Origin of the sequence: Psychrobacillus sp. FJAT-21963, assembly GCF_001420585.1 — a bacterium.
Taxonomy (GTDB): Bacteria; Bacillota; Bacilli; order Bacillales_A; family Planococcaceae; genus Psychrobacillus.
Window position 1 is genome coordinate 550,642 of record NZ_LJIY01000002.1, and the last position, 16,518, is coordinate 567,159.

A 16,518-nucleotide genomic window follows, 5' to 3' on the forward strand; every position below is an offset into this window, starting at 1 on the left:
ATGTTTGTGCTTATATAGGAGAGTATACAATTATTTATGAAAATAAGGGTTTACATTGTTTACTTGTTTTTTTAGTTTTTCTAATTCAGAGCTTAAATAGTCAATCTGTTTTTGCATACTTTTATTATCACTGTTATCACTTTTATTGTTTTCTGCTTGACGCTCTTCTTCTATTGCAAGCACTGCTGATATAGTTGAAAGAAGATCACCAAACGTTGACACTACTCCGGCAATAACAGCGAGTTTTGCTGATTCACTGACGGATTGGAGGTTTTCGTTATTATCTTGATTAAATACCAAATAGTTGCCCTCCAGTTATATAATGATCACTATATTATTGTATGCAAATCCTTAGCTAATAGTGAAATGTATTTGGATAAAGGATATGAAATTTGATATATCTTTTCATTAAAAAAAGACACTCCCAATGGAGATATCTTTTAATAAATATAAAAGTATAAAGGTAAAAATATTCTACGAGACTGCCGAATTTGTAAATGGCAGTCTTAACGAGGTATGTCTTAAAGATTTTGCTTTAGCTACAGGAGCAGCTTTAACAGGGGAAGGCATGATAGTAAACCATACAAATAGGTAAAACCAAAGCCTTGGACTTTTGATAAGCTTACTGAACTAATATCTGAAATCTCATGTAAACGAGTTACACATAAAAAAGTTTCACTTAATGATATGAAGGATTATCTTAGCAGTGTTGGACTATGTGCTCCAGTCGCTGAAATTATTTCAGGGATTTACCAAGCAGTAGGCGAAGGGGAAATAGAAAAAAATTCTTATGATTTAACAAATATTATTGTTCAACAAACGCCATTAAAATAACTGGTACAACAAGCATTAAAAGCATAACGTATAGAAGTAATTAATAATATGGATGAATGGGGAGGTCTTTTCTATGTCATTTCAAGGAAAACGTGTAGTAGTTGTTGGTGGTACTTCTGGTATTGGATTGGCGACTGCCAAAGCGTTTCTCGATCAATCTGCTCAAGTAGTAGTTGCGGGTCGTTCTACTTCTAAATTAGCCGAAGCAAAAAACAACTTGGGTAAAGGTGTGGAGGGGTATGAATTAGATTTTCGTAGTAATGAAAGTATTGCCGCTTTCTTTAAGAAGGTAGGAAATTTTGATCATTTAGTAATCACTGCAGGTGAGGGAACTATGGGTCTATTTAAAGAGCTGCCAGTGGAAACTGCGAAAGAAGCTTTTAACAGTAAGTTCTGGGGTCAATATGCTACAGCCCATGCAGCACTGCCTTACTTAAATGAAGCGAGTACTATTACGTTTACATCAGGTGTATATGGTCAACGTCCACCACAAGGTGCATCGACGTTTGCTGCAATAAACTCAGCAGTTGAAGGATTAGTTCGCGGGCTTGCTATTGAACTGTCGCCAATGCGAGTAAATGTTGTAGCTCCTGGAACTGTAAATACTCCAATTTACGCCGGTATGCCAGATGACCAACGTGAAGGGATGTTTAATAGGATCGCTGAGCAGCTCCCTGTAAAACGAATCGCTCAACCAGAAGATATTGCTCAGTCTTACGTTTATTTGGCAAAAAACGGATTTACAACTGGATCTGTGGTCGCAATTGATGGTGGGGCACGTTTAGTATAAAAAAAATTGAGAAGACATTTCTTTTAAGGAATGTCTTTTTTATTTTGTTAGGACCTATTGATGCTTTCCATACTTGGCATGAAGAAAAATTTTTGCTAGAGGCTACTCTAAATTTTAAACCTCTGTAGTATTAGTTAAGAAGGAAATAACAAAATTCAACGAGAATATATTACTAAACCCATTGTTAAATAAGACAAACTGAGTGAGGTGTAATTTGAAAATAGAGAAATATAAAATAGAGACATTAAAAGGAAAGTTACAATATAGTATTAGCGGAAACGGTAAACCAAATATTGTACTGATTAATGGTGGCTCTGGACCAATAGAAGCTTGGATGAAAATACTACCAGAAATTTCGAAAACATTCGCTGTATTTTCTTATAATCGTTTTGGTATTGGTGGAAGTGATAAACCGAAAGAACCTCAAGATGGACTGGCGATTGTAAAAACTCTCCATGAAGCACTTAAATTAGTAGGATTTGATCCACCACTCTTATTAGTTGGACATTCATTAGGTGGATTATATGCAAATTTATATGCGCGACTTTATCCGAACGATGTAGCTGGAATAGTCTTTATAGAATCAAGTCATCCGAAGGATCTAAGTTTAAATGAATTTCAGGGTAAGGCAATTAAAACAATAAACAAATTGTTTACAATGTTTGATTCCTTGTCCTCTTATAAACAATACAATGAAGTTAATTTTGTAAAAGATACTGTAATTCAAATACAACAAAAAGATGCTTTTCCTGAAATACCTGTATATATTATTACAGGCGGTAAGGAAAACCGAATGATACCAGAGGAAGTTCGAACAAAAAGAGTAGAACATCAATTGGAATATCTTTCATTATCTAAAAAGAGCAAACATATAGTTGCTGATAATAGCGGTCATTTTCCACAATTATCTGAGCCAAGAGTCGTTATAAACACTATAAAAGATTGTGCAAACCAATTATTATAACTAACCACAATATATAATGACCCTAAATAAATTTGTTGAAATGGTTAACTTATAGCCCTTTGTTTCAGAACTAACGTGGCAGCTTAACTGAAGAAGGAATTAATTAAATTTAGTAGAAATATTTTAATAATGACACATATATATGGCGTTCTTAATAATTGACTTAATGAAATTCAAATAAAAAGGAGGATTCCTCATGAAAGCGATGGTTTACAATAAATATGGAACAACTGATGTTCTTAAACTAAGAGAAGTAGAAGTACCTACTCCGAAGGACAATGAAGTAAAGGTAAAAGTTCATGCTGTTTCCGTGAATTCTTGGGACTGGGATCTCTTGAGAGGTAAACCATTTTTGGCTCGTATTGGGGGACTGTTAAAACCAAAATACAAAATTCTTGGAGCTGACATAGCAGGGCAGGTTGAAGAGATTGGCAGAGACGTAAAGCACTTTCATCCAGGCGATGAGGTTTTTGGGGATATCTCCTGGTGTGGTTGGGGTGGTTTTGCGGAATATGTATGTGTTCGTGAAGATGCATTGACGTTGAAACCATCCAATATGACTTTCGAAGAAGCATCAGCTATACCACAAGCAGCAGTCCTCGCATTACAGGGTCTCCGCAAAGGACAGATACAGGAAGGTCTTAAGGTTTTAATAAACGGGGCCGGTGGAGGAGTGGGTACGTTTGCATTACAAATTGCGAAATTATACGGGGCTGAAGTAACATGTGTGGACAACACTGGGAAAATGGATATGCTACGGTCTATTGGAGCAGACTATGTCATTGATTACACTCAAGAAGATTTGAAAAGGGGATGTTATGACCTTATTCTTGATGTTGTAGGATCTCGGTCGATCTTTGATTACAAGCGTTTATTAAATCCCAATGGCACTTATGTTATGGTAGGGGGTTCCTTTTCTCTAATCCTCCAAATAATTTTCCTTGGACCATTAATTTCGAAAATTGAGAAAAAGACTATGAATATTCTTGTTCATAAACCAAATAAAAATGATCAAAATTTTTTAAAGGACCTTTTTATTGCCGGAACAATAGTACCAATAATAGATAAACGATATACGTTAAGTGAGGTTGCTGAGGCTATCCAATATCTTGGAGAAGGAAAAGCCAAGGGAAAGGTCGTCATCCATATAGAACAAAAAAATTAACAAAAAAAGTAATCTTAAACACAGTACCTTGCCAACGTTATTGCGACCTCTATACTTGAAAAGGAATGAATGGCAGTATTTCGTTCCTTTGAATCATCTTAATCCTCTAGGGATTGCATCAAATCTTATTTATAGCTATTTGTACTGAATTAAGCTTTGGTAGACTTTTTTCATAGCACTAATCTAATGTATTGTGTTTCTTCAACTAACAAGTGCTTTAGTTGAAGAATTCTAATATTATAATTCTCATAAAAAACATACCCATGGTTTGGTGTGATTTTTATAAATTATTGGCAGCGACAATCTTAGTAAAAGCACTTAATTGGGACTTGCTGAATTCCACAACCTCTTCTAAACCTTCGGCATTGGGATGAATAAAGTTTTGGGTACCCAAATTTTGTCCCTCCGTATGTTTAAGGATGGCAACTACTAAATTTTCTTGCTTAGGGTCAACAATCGAGTATATTTCCCATACAACGCCAGCTATTTCCGCAACATTTTTAAAAACTAAATCAAACTCTACCTCTTGTAGAATTTTTTTTACTTGATAAATGTATAGCCCCATACCTTCTAACTCCATTCCTTTACATTTACTATATTATATTTGTCTTCAATTCATATTGTTAAATTTTTTTATAAAAGAAAAATTATTTGTATGAGTAAACCGATAGAGGTAGCAAAGTTCATACTCGTAAAACATTTTCACATCAAAAAAATTAGCAAAGTAGGATGCTTCTTTATTTAATGGCGCTTAGTTACAGGTACTTTTTTATGGTTTAATTTACTGAATAATAAAACAAACCACTTCGGAGCCAATCATCTTTAACATCAAGATGTGATGAGGCAATAAAAAAGGATCTCCCACTGGAAAATCCTAATGTCCTCATTATTTAGTATCGAAGGATACCTTCTTTGTAGTCAACACTTCTAAAGCATCTTTTACCTCTTTCGCAAATCGAATTGGTTTTTCAATTTTTACAAAATGGATATACATCAGCCTTGGATCCTCAAACAACCAATGATTATGAAAGCCGGTAACAATAATATCATGTTTCAGAAGCTCATCAATGAATGGGTTGATTTCCTCTTGAAGGATCACCGTTTCCCCACTGCAAAGAGCTCTGCCATCAGAAGATAACGATTCAAAGGCAAACATTTGTGGAATCAATAAAAATGACGTTCCTCGCCTTCCTAGAGCTCGAGGCATAATATTTGTACGAGATTTCATCACAATACAAGCGCCACCTTCAAATGTATGCATGCTGCCATCTAAAACTCGATTGAACTCCTCACAAAGCTCTTCTCCCCGTCTATCCGATGTTCTTTGATTTCTTCGGGAACCTCCAATATTGCGAGTAGTTAAGACTTTTAAGGCACTTCTTACTTTTCTAGCAAAAGATAAAGGTTCATCAAGGGATTCAAAATGCATATACATCAATCGCGGGTTTTCAAACAACCAGTGATTATGAAGGGCGGTTACAATGATTCCTTCTTCACGCAACCTCGCCATAAATGGATTCGCTTCTTCCTGGAGGAGGACAGTTTCACCAAGACACAATGCCTTTCCGTTTTCATCAAGGTTTTCAAAAGAAAATGCCTGAGGCACAAACATAAAGGAATCAGCTCTCCGGCCTAGTACAACCGGATGAATATTTGTCCGGGATTTTGTTGCAGTACAAACCCCATTAATGATAGAGGGAGCTGCCCCCAAAATTTCCGCAAATTTCTCACAAAGGTCGTCTGGACGAATATTGTTCATGTTATCCAATTGCAAACCATCTCCCAAATACAATTTTCTAGTTATTGTATTCTTGAAGTCAAATAAAGGGACTGGGCTTGAAGTCAAATAAAGGGACTGGGTATATGCCCTAAAAGAAGATTAAAATGTTCCAATTATAAATGCAGATGGTTGGAATTTTACCAAATACTTTAATTGGCAAATGGAAGTAGGTGGGATCTAATGTTTAGGAAAATAAGAATCCTTATCGCTGGGGATTCTTTTTTTAGTTTTTTACCCAATAATAGTTTTGTCACGAGATTCACAATTATTCCCACAAAAATTGCAGAGGAATTAGTAGCGCCTTGTTATCTAATAATATTTAAATCTGCTTATCTATGTAAGACCGGAATGGTTTAGTTAGCTCCAAGTAGACTTAATTTTGTAGCAGTCCAACCATCAGTAGATTCTTCTTGCTAGAGAACCAAAGTTAAAGAAAAGAACTTATGAATGAAAAGTTATTTTATANAAAGATTAAATTTAGAATCTATAGGAGGAAATTATGTTTTTTTTATTCTTTGTATTCTTTTGCATTAGTTCTATTATTTTTGGACCTATATTTTATTTTGTATCAACAGAAAAACAAAAGAGATACAATCTATTTTTCCTAGTAGTAATGATTTTTTCATTCTTAACTATTCTTGTAATAAGTCCTTTTATGCAAATAGAAGAAATACTTCTTCTTATGTTTTTATCTATACTAGTAGCTTCGGTTTCGAGCTCAGGATATTTATTTTCTAAAACAAACCCTGAAAATGAAACTAAGTTAACGACGTAGATAAGTCTAGAAGAGATAAAGACTAGTATCAGAAACAGACTTTCCAGACTTATTTAGTTCTAGTTAATATAGTATCAGCTGCAAACTATACTTACCTCACGATGGCTTTTGCTAAAGAACATCAAGGTGCATAGGCAGCTGTTTTTTTTGACTATTAAAAAAATAAATTTCTTCTTGAAAAAAATAAAAACATTTTAAAAGCCTATGCACAATCGTTAAAAAAAGAGGAGAAAGTACATTAATAAGTCTATGGATTTCATTGAAATTGAAGTAATGTACCCTTATAACCATTTTCATTATCTTTGGTGAAGTATGATTTTGTGCTTCATGGATAGTGAAAGGGGCAGAAAAAAATAATCATTTCCAAGGAATCAGACAATGTAATAGCTAGAAATTTGACATGACACCTTTTAGTGTCCTATAATAAATAAGACAACAAAAGGTGTCATATTAGGTTATTAAGAATAAAAACGGTGATAATACAGAAATACTAGTGAAAAGAAAAGGTGGGAACTATTTCTAACGAAAAAGGTCAATCGAGGGATGTCTATGATGCAATTGCCGATCCAACTAGACGAGAATTACTTCGAATGTTGGCAGATGTTGAAGAATTACCCCTACATGAGATAACGGTTCATTTTCAAATGGGTCGTACAGCAGTATCTAAGCATTTGGCTATCCTTAAAGATGCTGATCTCGTAATTACTCGAAGAGTTGGTAGAGAAACGAGGTATCGGTTAAATGCCTCTCCGTTGAAAGAAATTCAAGATTGGATATCTTTTTACGAAGGATTTTGGATACGAAGAATGGTTAAATTAAATCTTTTATTGGAAGAAAAAAATATGAAATCAGACGTATCATTAGATTTTCAATTTACAAGTTCAATTGAGCAAGTATGGAACGCTTTAACAGATTCGGATACTCTTGCGAAATGGATATGGAATAATGACTTTAAACCAATCGTAGGACATAAATTTCAATTCCGAGTGGAGCCAAATGAATGGTGGGATGGAATTGTAGATAGTGAAGTATTAGTAGTGGATGAACCTAATAAGCTTTCTTACACATGGGTTAATGCCGGTGAAAGCACTACTGTTACATGGACTTTGAAAAAAGGTTCAGATGGAATTATCCATCTACATCTCGATCAAACTGGATTTAGTGAAGCAACAAAAGCTCGTGAGGGAGCAATTGAGGGAGCTAAATATGATTGGATGAAAATGGGTGAAAAGCTCGGAAAAGTGGTATCAGAACTGTAAAAATGAATTCTTCAACAATAGGGCGCAATTCGGTAATAAGAATTGTGCCCTTTCTTATTTATCTAATTTATCGGATAACAGACGAAGATGAAGTTTTACTAATATGGCAATACTAAATTTTGAGAATGGAGATGATACCACTATGAAAGTAAATCAATTAATAGCGAACAATATTAACAAACTAGATGTAGTACTACCTGTAGATAAATCGTTAGGAATTGCTGGTTTATCTGGATCAGGTAAAACAACATTTTGTCAAACTATTGGAGAAGAATCCAAGAAGCGTCTCGTTTCCTTATTACCAAAAGCTGAATATCAATATTTGTTTCCTAACATTATGGAAACTAATTTCAGTGCTATCAAAATGGAAGAAATGCCTCTAGTACTTTTTCTCGGAAAATCATCCATTTCTTCGAATCCACGTTCAACGATAGGCACCCATACGGGCGTTTTTAAAGAGATTCGCGTGCGACTTGCTGAAGAATTTAATCTTTCTCCAGAAGTTTTTTCATTTAATAATGAATTAGGTTGGTGTCCCGCATGTAAAGGGCGAGGCACTACGAAAAATATCGAATGTAAAAAGTGTGTGGGCAAGCGTTTTAATCCAGAAGTGGAGCAACATAAGATAGAAATATTGAATCAACCACATAGTATTTCCGATATTAACAACTTAAGTATTGAAACGATTCTTTCCCTAAGAGAAGAATTACATATTAGTGAAGCAAAACAACATATTCTTCAAAATATACTCAATATGAATATTGGTTATCTAACATTAAATCGTATTATGGGTACCTTGTCAGGTGGAGAAATAACACGACTTTACTTGGCAGAATTTATGGCAACAAGTGAAAATACTGTTATTATTATTGATGAAATTTCAGTAGGTCTAGACCACCAAACACTATTGAAAATTTTAGAAGAGATTAAACAATTGGGCTACAAGAATCAGATTTGGCTAATTGACCATTCTGACACGGTACTTAACACATCGGAAGAACAATTATTCTTTGGACCTGGTAGTGGAAAATACGGTGGTAAAATTGTAGAAGAATCCCCACGCCCACAACCAATCACTTCGGTAAGAAATAAAGAAATGCCAATAGAATACTATCAATTTCAAGATCTTTACTGCCGTAATATTCAAATGAAAGAAATTCAGATTCCTAAAAATAGAATTGTCACTTTTACGGGGGAATCAGGATGTGGGAAGTCTACACTTGTTAATGAGTGTATTGCCAAAGATTTTCAGAAGCGATATCCAAAAGATAAACTCGTAATAGTTGGGCAAGATCGAAATCAATCGATTACTAGTCGGTCTACAGTTGCAACGTTTCTTGATATTAAAAGGAAACTTACAAAATATAGTGAAGATATTGATGATATTTTTCAGCGTTCGATTGAAGATATTATTGAAGAACTGCCAAAGGAAGATATTGCTCATAAACGCTTGAGCTTATTTATCAAACTTGGACTTGGTTATTTGACGTTGGAAAGAAAAACGCAGTCTTTATCGACGGGTGAATTTCAATGTGTTCATTTAGTTTCTGAGCTGTTTGCTAACTCAAGAAACCCACATACGCTCTTTATTTTTGACGAGCCTTCCAAAGGTTTATCACAAAATATTTTAAATCAATTCATTGATAGTGTAAGGGTCATTCTGCAAGATGAATCTGTCTCTATTATGATGATTGAGCATAATGCTTATATGATAGACAACTCTGATTTTATCGTTGATTTTGGGGACAGGCAGATTGCACCTGTCGAGCGTCTTGATGTTGTCAGTCATGATGATTATTATCGCGGACAAAACGGTCCAGAACAGGTTGCACCATTGCAAATTTCTTCTACACTAAATCAACCAAATGGCATAAACTTTTTAACAGAAAACCATATTGCCTATTTTAAAAATGCAGAAAACGTCTATAAGGGCGGTATATTAAAAAGCTTATCCTCCATGGCCCGTTTGATTTATGGTGAATATGAAACAGACATAATTGCACCCGTTATCGCTTTAGACTTGGAACGTCACTTATATAGTCAATATAGTTTTCTTTATGAACTTGGCGGCGTGATCAACCATATTGTAGCAGCTCATCCGACCAATAAAGATACGAGAAGCTTTGATTTCTATCATCAAGACAATCATTGCCCATGCTGTTCGGGCCGTCGAATGATTGAAAAATTTGATTTTGAAGTTGTTCTTCAGGATAAAACCGTGCCATTTTGGGATGGTCAATTACATGCAGATGTAATGGAAGTTTTAAAATTTTATCAGTTTTCAAAATTAGAATTCCTTTTTGAAGAGATTAAAAATGAGCTCGGTCAGGATATAAGTAAAAGTTATAATGACATGTCTGAAGCAGAAAAGCATACCTTTTTATACGGGTATTGGGAAAAGTCATTTTATGATAAAGAAGGCAAGACAAGAAGGACTTGGGAAGGCTTTAATTTAATCATTGGGCGTTATATATTTGTATCGAAATCGATTATTAAAGAGCATATAAAAGAATCCAAAGAGATGATTACATGTCCCGTTTGCGAAGGAACCGTATTAAACCACCATAAAAAGCTGAAATTTGACGACTCGGATATACGTGAGATTATTAACCAGCCACTTGATCAAGCGATGAAAACAGTCGGGAAGTTACAGCAACTAGAAAAATTAAAAGACATTGTCGGCGGTGATATGACTTTAAGCGATGATGTGTCCTTATTACCGAGAGAAACACAAGTCGCTCTGAAAATGCTTGAACTAGAGCTTGCAAGCTTTGCTCACTATGAAATCGTTTTACAAAATGCCCTGCCATTCTGGGACATTATTAGCGGCAATATCGAAGCAATCAGCATTAATAATCGGATTACAATCTGTGATTTTGTCAATATCACAGAAACGAGAGAAACCATCATTGATAAGTATTTCACTAATGGAAAATACAAAAAACTAACATATGTTTATGAAGCATTTGGTTACAAAAAATTAGTTACCCAAATAAATAAAATTAAAAAATGCCATCCATGTCCATTCTGCCAAGGAAAGAAAGTTATTTCAGAAGATAACCTGCATGATGGCGTCTTTAAATTAACAATTCCGTGTGTTAGTTGTTATGCAAGTGGCATCAATGATGAAGGGCGTAAAGAAATCGTCGAGGGCATAGACGTGCACACATGGCTAAATGATAAAGTAAGTGATGTTGTTGCACAAAGCTTAAATCTTGAGCCTGTTGCAGATCTACTTATTTTCAAGCGTATTCGTGAGTTAAATAAACAAGAAATAATGGCGATTTACCAGTTCTTAGAGCAAAATAATTAAAGATGTATTAAAGTAAGGCATATTTCAAATTAAAACTAGATGTCAGCTAATAATTAAAAACTCATTTGCAAAAAAAAAATTGCAAATGAGTTTTTATGCTAAAAAATGTTAATTGTATTCAATTTAAGACTATTACATAAAAAAAGCCTTGAGGTTTTTAATTACCAAAGGCTTTTTGTATTTTAGTAAAGGGTAGGAGTAGGATAACAGGCAACAGCATCTATAAATCTTGGGTCAATTCCGTAGAATTGCCAGAAGGTACCGTTCCATCTATATCCAGATACTTCACCATATTCCACACGAGTTGGGTAGAACCAGTATTGGTCCCCATTTAAAAGCCATACATACGTGTTTTGATATAAACAGTCAATTATATAGGATACTGAAGGTTTTGGTGGTATGAAAGGTGGTGGAGGGGATTGTGGTGCCATTGTTCCCTCGGGCTGGAAAAATCCCATTGTGTTTCACTCCTTTAATTTTGATTCTCAACATTATATGTTGAAAAGAAGTAAAAGGATATTTAACTGGACATGTGAATAACAAAAGAGACTTAGAATAAGATTTTTTATAAGGAAGAGCCTTCAGAATGATTATAATAGAGTTAATAGGTGAATCAAGAAACATGCCCATTTTTTCTAAAATAAAGGTAAGGCTGGGGAAATCAATCTTTAAGGATTAATCTCCCATAAGTGCTACCCATACAGGGCGCGACAGTCAATCTAATTGATAATGGTCCAAGTTCTGTTCGAAGTATAGTTGTAAATATAATATAAGCATATTATTATATAAGTAAATCGTTATATACTAATAATTACATGGAAAGGAGGTACTTTTATGGAAACATCAACGGTTGAAATAGAAAAGGCAGCGACAATATTAAAACTGTTAGGTGATAAAACAAGACTTACAATGCTTAAAATGCTTGATACTCATGATTATTGTGTATGTGAATTTGTTGAAATATTTAAGGTTAGTCAGCCTGCCATTAGTCAGCACGTACGGAAGTTAAAAGATGCTGGATTGGTACGGGAAACTAGAAGGGGTCAATGGATTATGTATTCATTGAACAAAGAAAGTGAAGTTTTTTCAATGGTTCAAAGCTTAATTCATCATCTTCCAAACCAAGATTTTAAACTACAAGAATTAGAAGCACAGGGATTACGTATCTCGTGTGATTAATGGAGGTTAGCACTTTGTCGCCAATTATTTTAGCTTCAATTATTTTCATAGTAACGCTTGTTTTCGTTATTTGGCAGCCAAAAGGTTTGAACATAGGTTGGTCTGCCTGTGGAGGAGCAGTTATTGCCTTATTAGTAGGTGTTGTAGATTTTAATGATGTAATGGAAGTAGTAGACATCACTTGGAATGCAACATTATCCTTTATTGCAATAATCCTTATATCTCTAATTTTAGACGAGATTGGATTATTTGAATGGGCAGCCTTACATATGGCAAGGGCAGCAAAAAGTAATGGTATTAAAATGTTCATTTATATAAGTATTTTAGGAGCAATTGTTGCTGCATTTTTCGCCAATGATGGAGCAGCATTAATATTAACACCAATTGTCCTAGCAATGGTTCGTAATTTGAATTTCCAAGAAAAAATGATTTTTCCATTCATTATGGCGAGTGGATTTATAGCGGATACAACATCGCTACCATTCGTGGTAAGTAACCTAGTTAACATTGTATCAGCGGATTTCTTTAATATTGGCTTCGTGGAATATGCTTCGAAAATGATTATTCCTAATATATTTTCACTGATAGCAACTATTAGTGTTTTACTATTTTATTTTAGAAAAAGCATTCCAAGGACATATGATTTATCTAAACTACGAGAACCAAAAGAAGCAATTAAAGATATAAAAATGTTTCACCTTTCATGGTATGTTCTTGCCATATTGGTTGTTGGTTACTTCAGTAGTGAATTCATCAACATTCCTGTTTCAATTGTAGCTGGAATTATAGCGATTTTCTTTATAATAATGGCAAGAAGAAGTAACGTCGTTGACACAAAAACTGTTATAAAAGGCGCTCCATGGAATATTGTGTTTTTTTCCATAGGTATGTATGTTGTCGTATACGGATTAGGAAATGCAGGACTAACGAATGCATTAGCTGGAGTAATTGAAGTGGCTGCAGAACAAGGGTTATTCGTGGCTACGATGTCAATGGGATTCATTGCTGCCTTCCTATCCTCCCTTATGAATAACATGCCAACCGTTATGATAGATGCTTTAGCAATTGTAGAAACAAATACTTCCGGAACTATTCGTGAAGCACTAATTTATGCCAATATCATTGGATCTGATTTAGGTCCAAAAATTACACCGATTGGTTCACTTGCAACATTAGTTTGGCTTCATGTTTTATCTCAAAAAGGCGTAAAAATCTCGTGGGGCACTTATTTTAAAACTGGAATTATCCTAACAATTCCAATCCTATTCCTTACACTTCTAGGTTTATATATTTCATTATTATTTTTCTAATGGAGAGAAATTGATTAACCATCTTTATACCGATAATAGCAGAACAGTAATATAATTTTGAATTTTATTTAAAGAATAGTACAAAGGAGACTACTTAGAAATGACTAAAAAAACACTTTACTTTTTATGTACAGGAAATTCATGCAGAAGCCAAATGGCAGAAGGTTGGGGGAAAAAATATTTAGGTGATGAGTGGGAAGTTCTAAGTGCGGGTATTGAAGCACATGGCTTAAATCCGAATGCTGTTAAAGCGATGAATGAGATTGGAATTGATATTTCTGATCAAACTTCAGATATCATTGATATGGAAACATTAAATAATGCGGAGTTTGTAGTTACTCTTTGCGGGGATGCTGCTGATAAATGTCCAATGACACCACCTCATGTGAAACGGGATCATTGGGGCTTTGACGACCCAGCTAAAGCTCAAGGAACTGATGAAGAAAAATGGGCTACCTTCCAACGAGTTCGTGATGAAATTGGAGAAAGAATCAAGCATTTTTCTGAAACCGGCGAATAATTTAACATTACCAAGAGAAAATTCTCTTGGTTCTCTTTTCACTAGAATCCAATATTTACTTAAACTAAAGAGCAGGTTAGTTGAATAAGAAACCAACTTAGGGAACACTAAAATGAGGTGTTGAACTAATGAAAAGATACATCATTTTTATAATGGCATTTCTTCTTGTTGTTGTTGTACCTAATAACGCAAAGGCAGAAATTGAAGGATATGATATTGTTGCAAAATCAAATAAAGAGAATATAACCTTATATGCTAAAAAAATGAATGATTTATATTATGATTTCAAATTAGATTTCAAGGGGGAGGTTTACTCTAGACCTTTTTGGATAAACGTAGCTAATAATTTTACTTATGCCCCACAAATATTTTATGAAGACATTAACAGAGATCAAAAGAAAGAGTTAATAGTCATTCTGAATCAAGGATATGGTACTGGTGTATTGCAGCAAGAAATATATGTTTATGGATATACGAACGGATTGATTGACATACTTGTTGATAACCCTATCACAATTATCAATAAAAATGTAAAAACAAAGTTAACTACTGAAATAGCTGAAATAATAGTAGGTGACAAAGTATATAAGGTTGATATAAGACCTTTAGAAGTAAAACCTACCAACTTATTTCAAGACATTTCTTTTGGAAGTTCTATTAAGTATGAAGTAATAGACCAACTCCTTACTGCTACAATCTCAGCTCAAATTTCTCCAGCTGGCTTTGTTGGTCAACTTGTAATTGTGTATGAATATCGTGAGAAAATGTATCAAGCAAAATCAATTGAATTTCAACCTTCACCCGATTTATAAGTTATTCAACTAAGGAATTCTTTTGTAAAACAAGACCATCATTTTCGATGGTCTATTTTTATGTGGAAAATATTAAGTAGATTGCAATCCAATATGAAATGTTACACTTCAACTAACGCAGCAGTATAGTTGAAGAAAAATTTATTTTACATATAGTTATAATAGAACATATATTCGTGTTATAATTTATTTCATAATACAAACAAGGGGGATAATTGTGAAATTAAAGAACATTAACATTGAAGAACGAATGAAACATTATAATGTCCCAGGATTAAGTATTACATTGCTTGAGGGCTGTAAAATTAGTGGAACAGAAAATTATGGCTTATTAGAAGTGGAAAGCAATAGAAAAGTAAATGAAGATTCTAGTTTTAGTGCGTGTTCGATTAGTAAGTTCTTAACAGGGATGCTTGCTATGAAGTTAGTAGAGGAAGGACTTTTTAATTTAGATGTCGATGTAAATGAAAGTCTTGTATCGTGGAAAGTGCCAGTAAATGATTTTACTAAAAATAAAAAAGTTACATTGAGAAACTTACTAAGTCATCAATCTGGAATTAAAGACCCTAAAGGTAGTTTTTTTGAACTGAATTCCAATATAGGGATTCCTTCGATGGTTGAAATATTTGAGGGGGAAACTCCTTACTGTAAAGTTCCTATTGCCGTGAAGTGCGATCCAGAGAGTGAATTCCACTACTCAGATGCAGGTTTTTGTATCATTCAGCAACTGATAGAAGATGTTACGGAAAAACCGTTTCATCAAGTTATGAATGAGCAAATATTTGAACCATTAGGAATGGCAAATAGCCAATTCCATACAACAATGTTAGAAATAGATAGACAAAATTTTTCTTGTGGTCATAACAAAAACGGTGAATTAGAAGAGGGGAAATATCCTATATATCCTTATCCTGCAGCATCTGGTCTATGGACAACTTCTTTGGATTTAGCTGCATTAGTTCTAGAGCTAATGAATGCTGTAAAAGGTGAAAGCAAGGTTAGCATTTCGGAAAGTTTAGCAAAGGGAATGATAACCCCACAAAGAGGTAAAAGTTGGACTGGATTAGGAGTATTTCTTGAGGGCTCTGAAAAAGAATTAGAAATTACCTCTCTCGGTTGGGGTGTGGGATTTCAATGTATGATGATGGCGTTTCCCTATTTAGGGAAAGGTGCGGTCATAATGACGAATGCAGAATTGGGTGTTCATCAATTGGAAGGTATTATAGGGGAAATATATAAATCTCTTTTGTCTTAAAAAGCGGTAATGGGGGAGAAATATGCAGATAGCCTTAGCAAATCCAACTCATATATCTGAAGTTGTGTCGTTCTTCAACGAAAATTTAGACCGCAATAACAGCGCGGTTTATTCTGAAGAGTTTTTATGTCCTCTTGGAATTAATGCAGCCATAAGAAGAAAGCAAATGATAGTGGCAATAGTAGAAGGTCAAGTAGTAGGGGCATTTCGGTTTTACCGAAAAAAAACACAAAAAAATATATCTTTATACCAATTTGCGATTAGTGAAATTTATCGCGGTCAGGGGTTATTAAAAAAATTGTTAAAAACGATAAATGATTTACCTATCATTTCACTATGTCCGACTGATTCCTATTTAAATGATTATTATTATAAATCAGGATGGTATTTACAAGAACAAAATGAGGAATTTAATATGTGGATTTTTAATGACTGAATACGGTTTTTCTTTATCTGATAAGTAGTTTAGTCATTATCATCTTCAACTTACGAGTGCTTTAGTAAAGATCATAGTGTTGCTTAGGCAACTCTTTTTTCTTATTGAACTAATGAAGTAGGTTAG

The 16,518-nt window shown here is 34.2% G+C and carries 16 protein-coding genes and 1 pseudogene; 13 read left to right on the top strand and 4 right to left on the bottom strand.

Going from position 1 to position 16,518, the window contains the following annotated elements:
• Nucleotides 1–30: 30 nt before the first annotated feature.
• Nucleotides 31–300, bottom strand: coding sequence for a hypothetical protein (locus AN959_RS08530; RefSeq protein WP_056829890.1), 270 nt, complete (start codon nt 298–300; stop codon nt 31–33).
• A 607-nt stretch (nt 301–907) separates the two neighbouring features.
• Between AN959_RS08530 and AN959_RS08535 the strand changes: the two genes are divergently transcribed.
• The 3 genes from AN959_RS08535 to AN959_RS08545 all read left to right on the top strand — a co-directional run bounded on the left by AN959_RS08535 (nt 908) and on the right by AN959_RS08545 (nt 3,753).
• A complete protein-coding gene (locus tag AN959_RS08535; RefSeq protein ID WP_056829892.1) occupies nt 908–1,624 on the top strand; it encodes an SDR family oxidoreductase in 717 nt (238 codons plus the stop codon).
• A 214-nt stretch (nt 1,625–1,838) separates the two neighbouring features.
• Complete coding sequence (locus AN959_RS08540; protein ID WP_056829894.1) at nt 1,839–2,588, top strand: alpha/beta fold hydrolase; 750 nt, start codon at nt 1,839–1,841, stop codon at nt 2,586–2,588.
• Nucleotides 2,589–2,784: 196 nt separating this feature from the next.
• Nucleotides 2,785–3,753 carry an NAD(P)-dependent alcohol dehydrogenase gene (locus AN959_RS08545; RefSeq protein WP_056829896.1) on the top strand — a complete coding sequence of 323 codons (969 nt, stop codon included), beginning with the start codon at nt 2,785–2,787 and terminating at the stop codon, nt 3,751–3,753.
• Between the two features lie 280 nt (nt 3,754–4,033).
• On the opposite strand, the gene AN959_RS08550 is transcribed toward AN959_RS08545, so the two are convergent.
• Entirely contained in the window at nt 4,034–4,318 is a 285-nt protein-coding gene (locus AN959_RS08550) for a hypothetical protein (protein ID WP_056829898.1), read from the bottom strand.
• A gap of 321 nt (nt 4,319–4,639) precedes the next feature.
• Nucleotides 4,640–5,512: an LppY/LpqO family protein gene (locus AN959_RS08555; RefSeq protein ID WP_056830305.1), complete on the bottom strand. Its 873-nt coding sequence runs from the start codon at nt 5,510–5,512 to the stop codon at nt 4,640–4,642.
• A gap of 520 nt (nt 5,513–6,032) precedes the next feature.
• Here AN959_RS08555 and AN959_RS08560 point away from each other — a divergent pair.
• From AN959_RS08560 to AN959_RS08570, 4 genes and pseudogenes are all read left to right on the top strand, one after another.
• Entirely contained in the window at nt 6,033–6,308 is a 276-nt protein-coding gene (locus AN959_RS08560; protein ID WP_056829900.1) for a hypothetical protein, read from the top strand.
• A gap of 590 nt (nt 6,309–6,898) precedes the next feature.
• A pseudogene (locus tag AN959_RS21670) lies at nt 6,899–7,012 on the top strand (ArsR family transcriptional regulator); the annotation flags it as partial.
• Between the two features lie 138 nt (nt 7,013–7,150).
• A complete protein-coding gene (locus AN959_RS21675) occupies nt 7,151–7,567 on the top strand; it encodes an SRPBCC domain-containing protein (protein ID WP_056830307.1) in 417 nt (138 codons plus the stop codon).
• A 142-nt stretch (nt 7,568–7,709) separates the two neighbouring features.
• Nucleotides 7,710–10,880, top strand: a complete 3,171-nt coding sequence (locus tag AN959_RS08570) for an ATP-binding cassette domain-containing protein (protein ID WP_056830309.1) — start codon at nt 7,710–7,712, stop codon at nt 10,878–10,880.
• A 182-nt stretch (nt 10,881–11,062) separates the two neighbouring features.
• On the opposite strand, the gene AN959_RS08575 is transcribed toward AN959_RS08570, so the two are convergent.
• Nucleotides 11,063–11,338: a hypothetical protein gene (locus AN959_RS08575; RefSeq protein ID WP_053589526.1), complete on the bottom strand. Its 276-nt coding sequence runs from the start codon at nt 11,336–11,338 to the stop codon at nt 11,063–11,065.
• 376 nt (nt 11,339–11,714) lie between these two features.
• Here AN959_RS08575 and AN959_RS08580 point away from each other — a divergent pair, with 376 nt between their 5' ends.
• The 6 genes from AN959_RS08580 (at nt 11,715) to AN959_RS08605 (ending at nt 16,392) form a co-directional block, all read left to right on the top strand.
• Entirely contained in the window at nt 11,715–12,059 is a 345-nt protein-coding gene (locus AN959_RS08580) for a helix-turn-helix transcriptional regulator (protein ID WP_056829902.1), read from the top strand.
• Nucleotides 12,059–13,369: an arsenic transporter gene (locus AN959_RS08585; protein WP_371256521.1), complete on the top strand. Its 1,311-nt coding sequence runs from the start codon at nt 12,059–12,061 to the stop codon at nt 13,367–13,369. The genes AN959_RS08580 and AN959_RS08585 overlap by 1 nt, the downstream gene beginning before the upstream one ends.
• A gap of 100 nt (nt 13,370–13,469) precedes the next feature.
• Nucleotides 13,470–13,889: an arsenate reductase (thioredoxin) gene (arsC, locus tag AN959_RS08590; RefSeq protein WP_056829906.1), complete on the top strand. Its 420-nt coding sequence runs from the start codon at nt 13,470–13,472 to the stop codon at nt 13,887–13,889.
• Nucleotides 13,890–14,017: 128 nt separating this feature from the next.
• Nucleotides 14,018–14,701 carry a hypothetical protein gene (locus AN959_RS08595; protein ID WP_056829909.1) on the top strand — a complete coding sequence of 228 codons (684 nt, stop codon included), beginning with the start codon at nt 14,018–14,020 and terminating at the stop codon, nt 14,699–14,701.
• Nucleotides 14,702–14,918: 217 nt separating this feature from the next.
• Nucleotides 14,919–15,956 (top strand): serine hydrolase, encoded by a 1,038-nt coding sequence (locus AN959_RS08600; protein ID WP_056829910.1) that lies wholly within the window; start codon nt 14,919–14,921, stop codon nt 15,954–15,956.
• Nucleotides 15,957–15,978: 22 nt separating this feature from the next.
• Nucleotides 15,979–16,392, top strand: coding sequence for a GNAT family N-acetyltransferase (locus AN959_RS08605; protein WP_056829912.1), 414 nt, complete (start codon nt 15,979–15,981; stop codon nt 16,390–16,392).
• Nucleotides 16,393–16,518 lie beyond the last annotated feature (126 nt).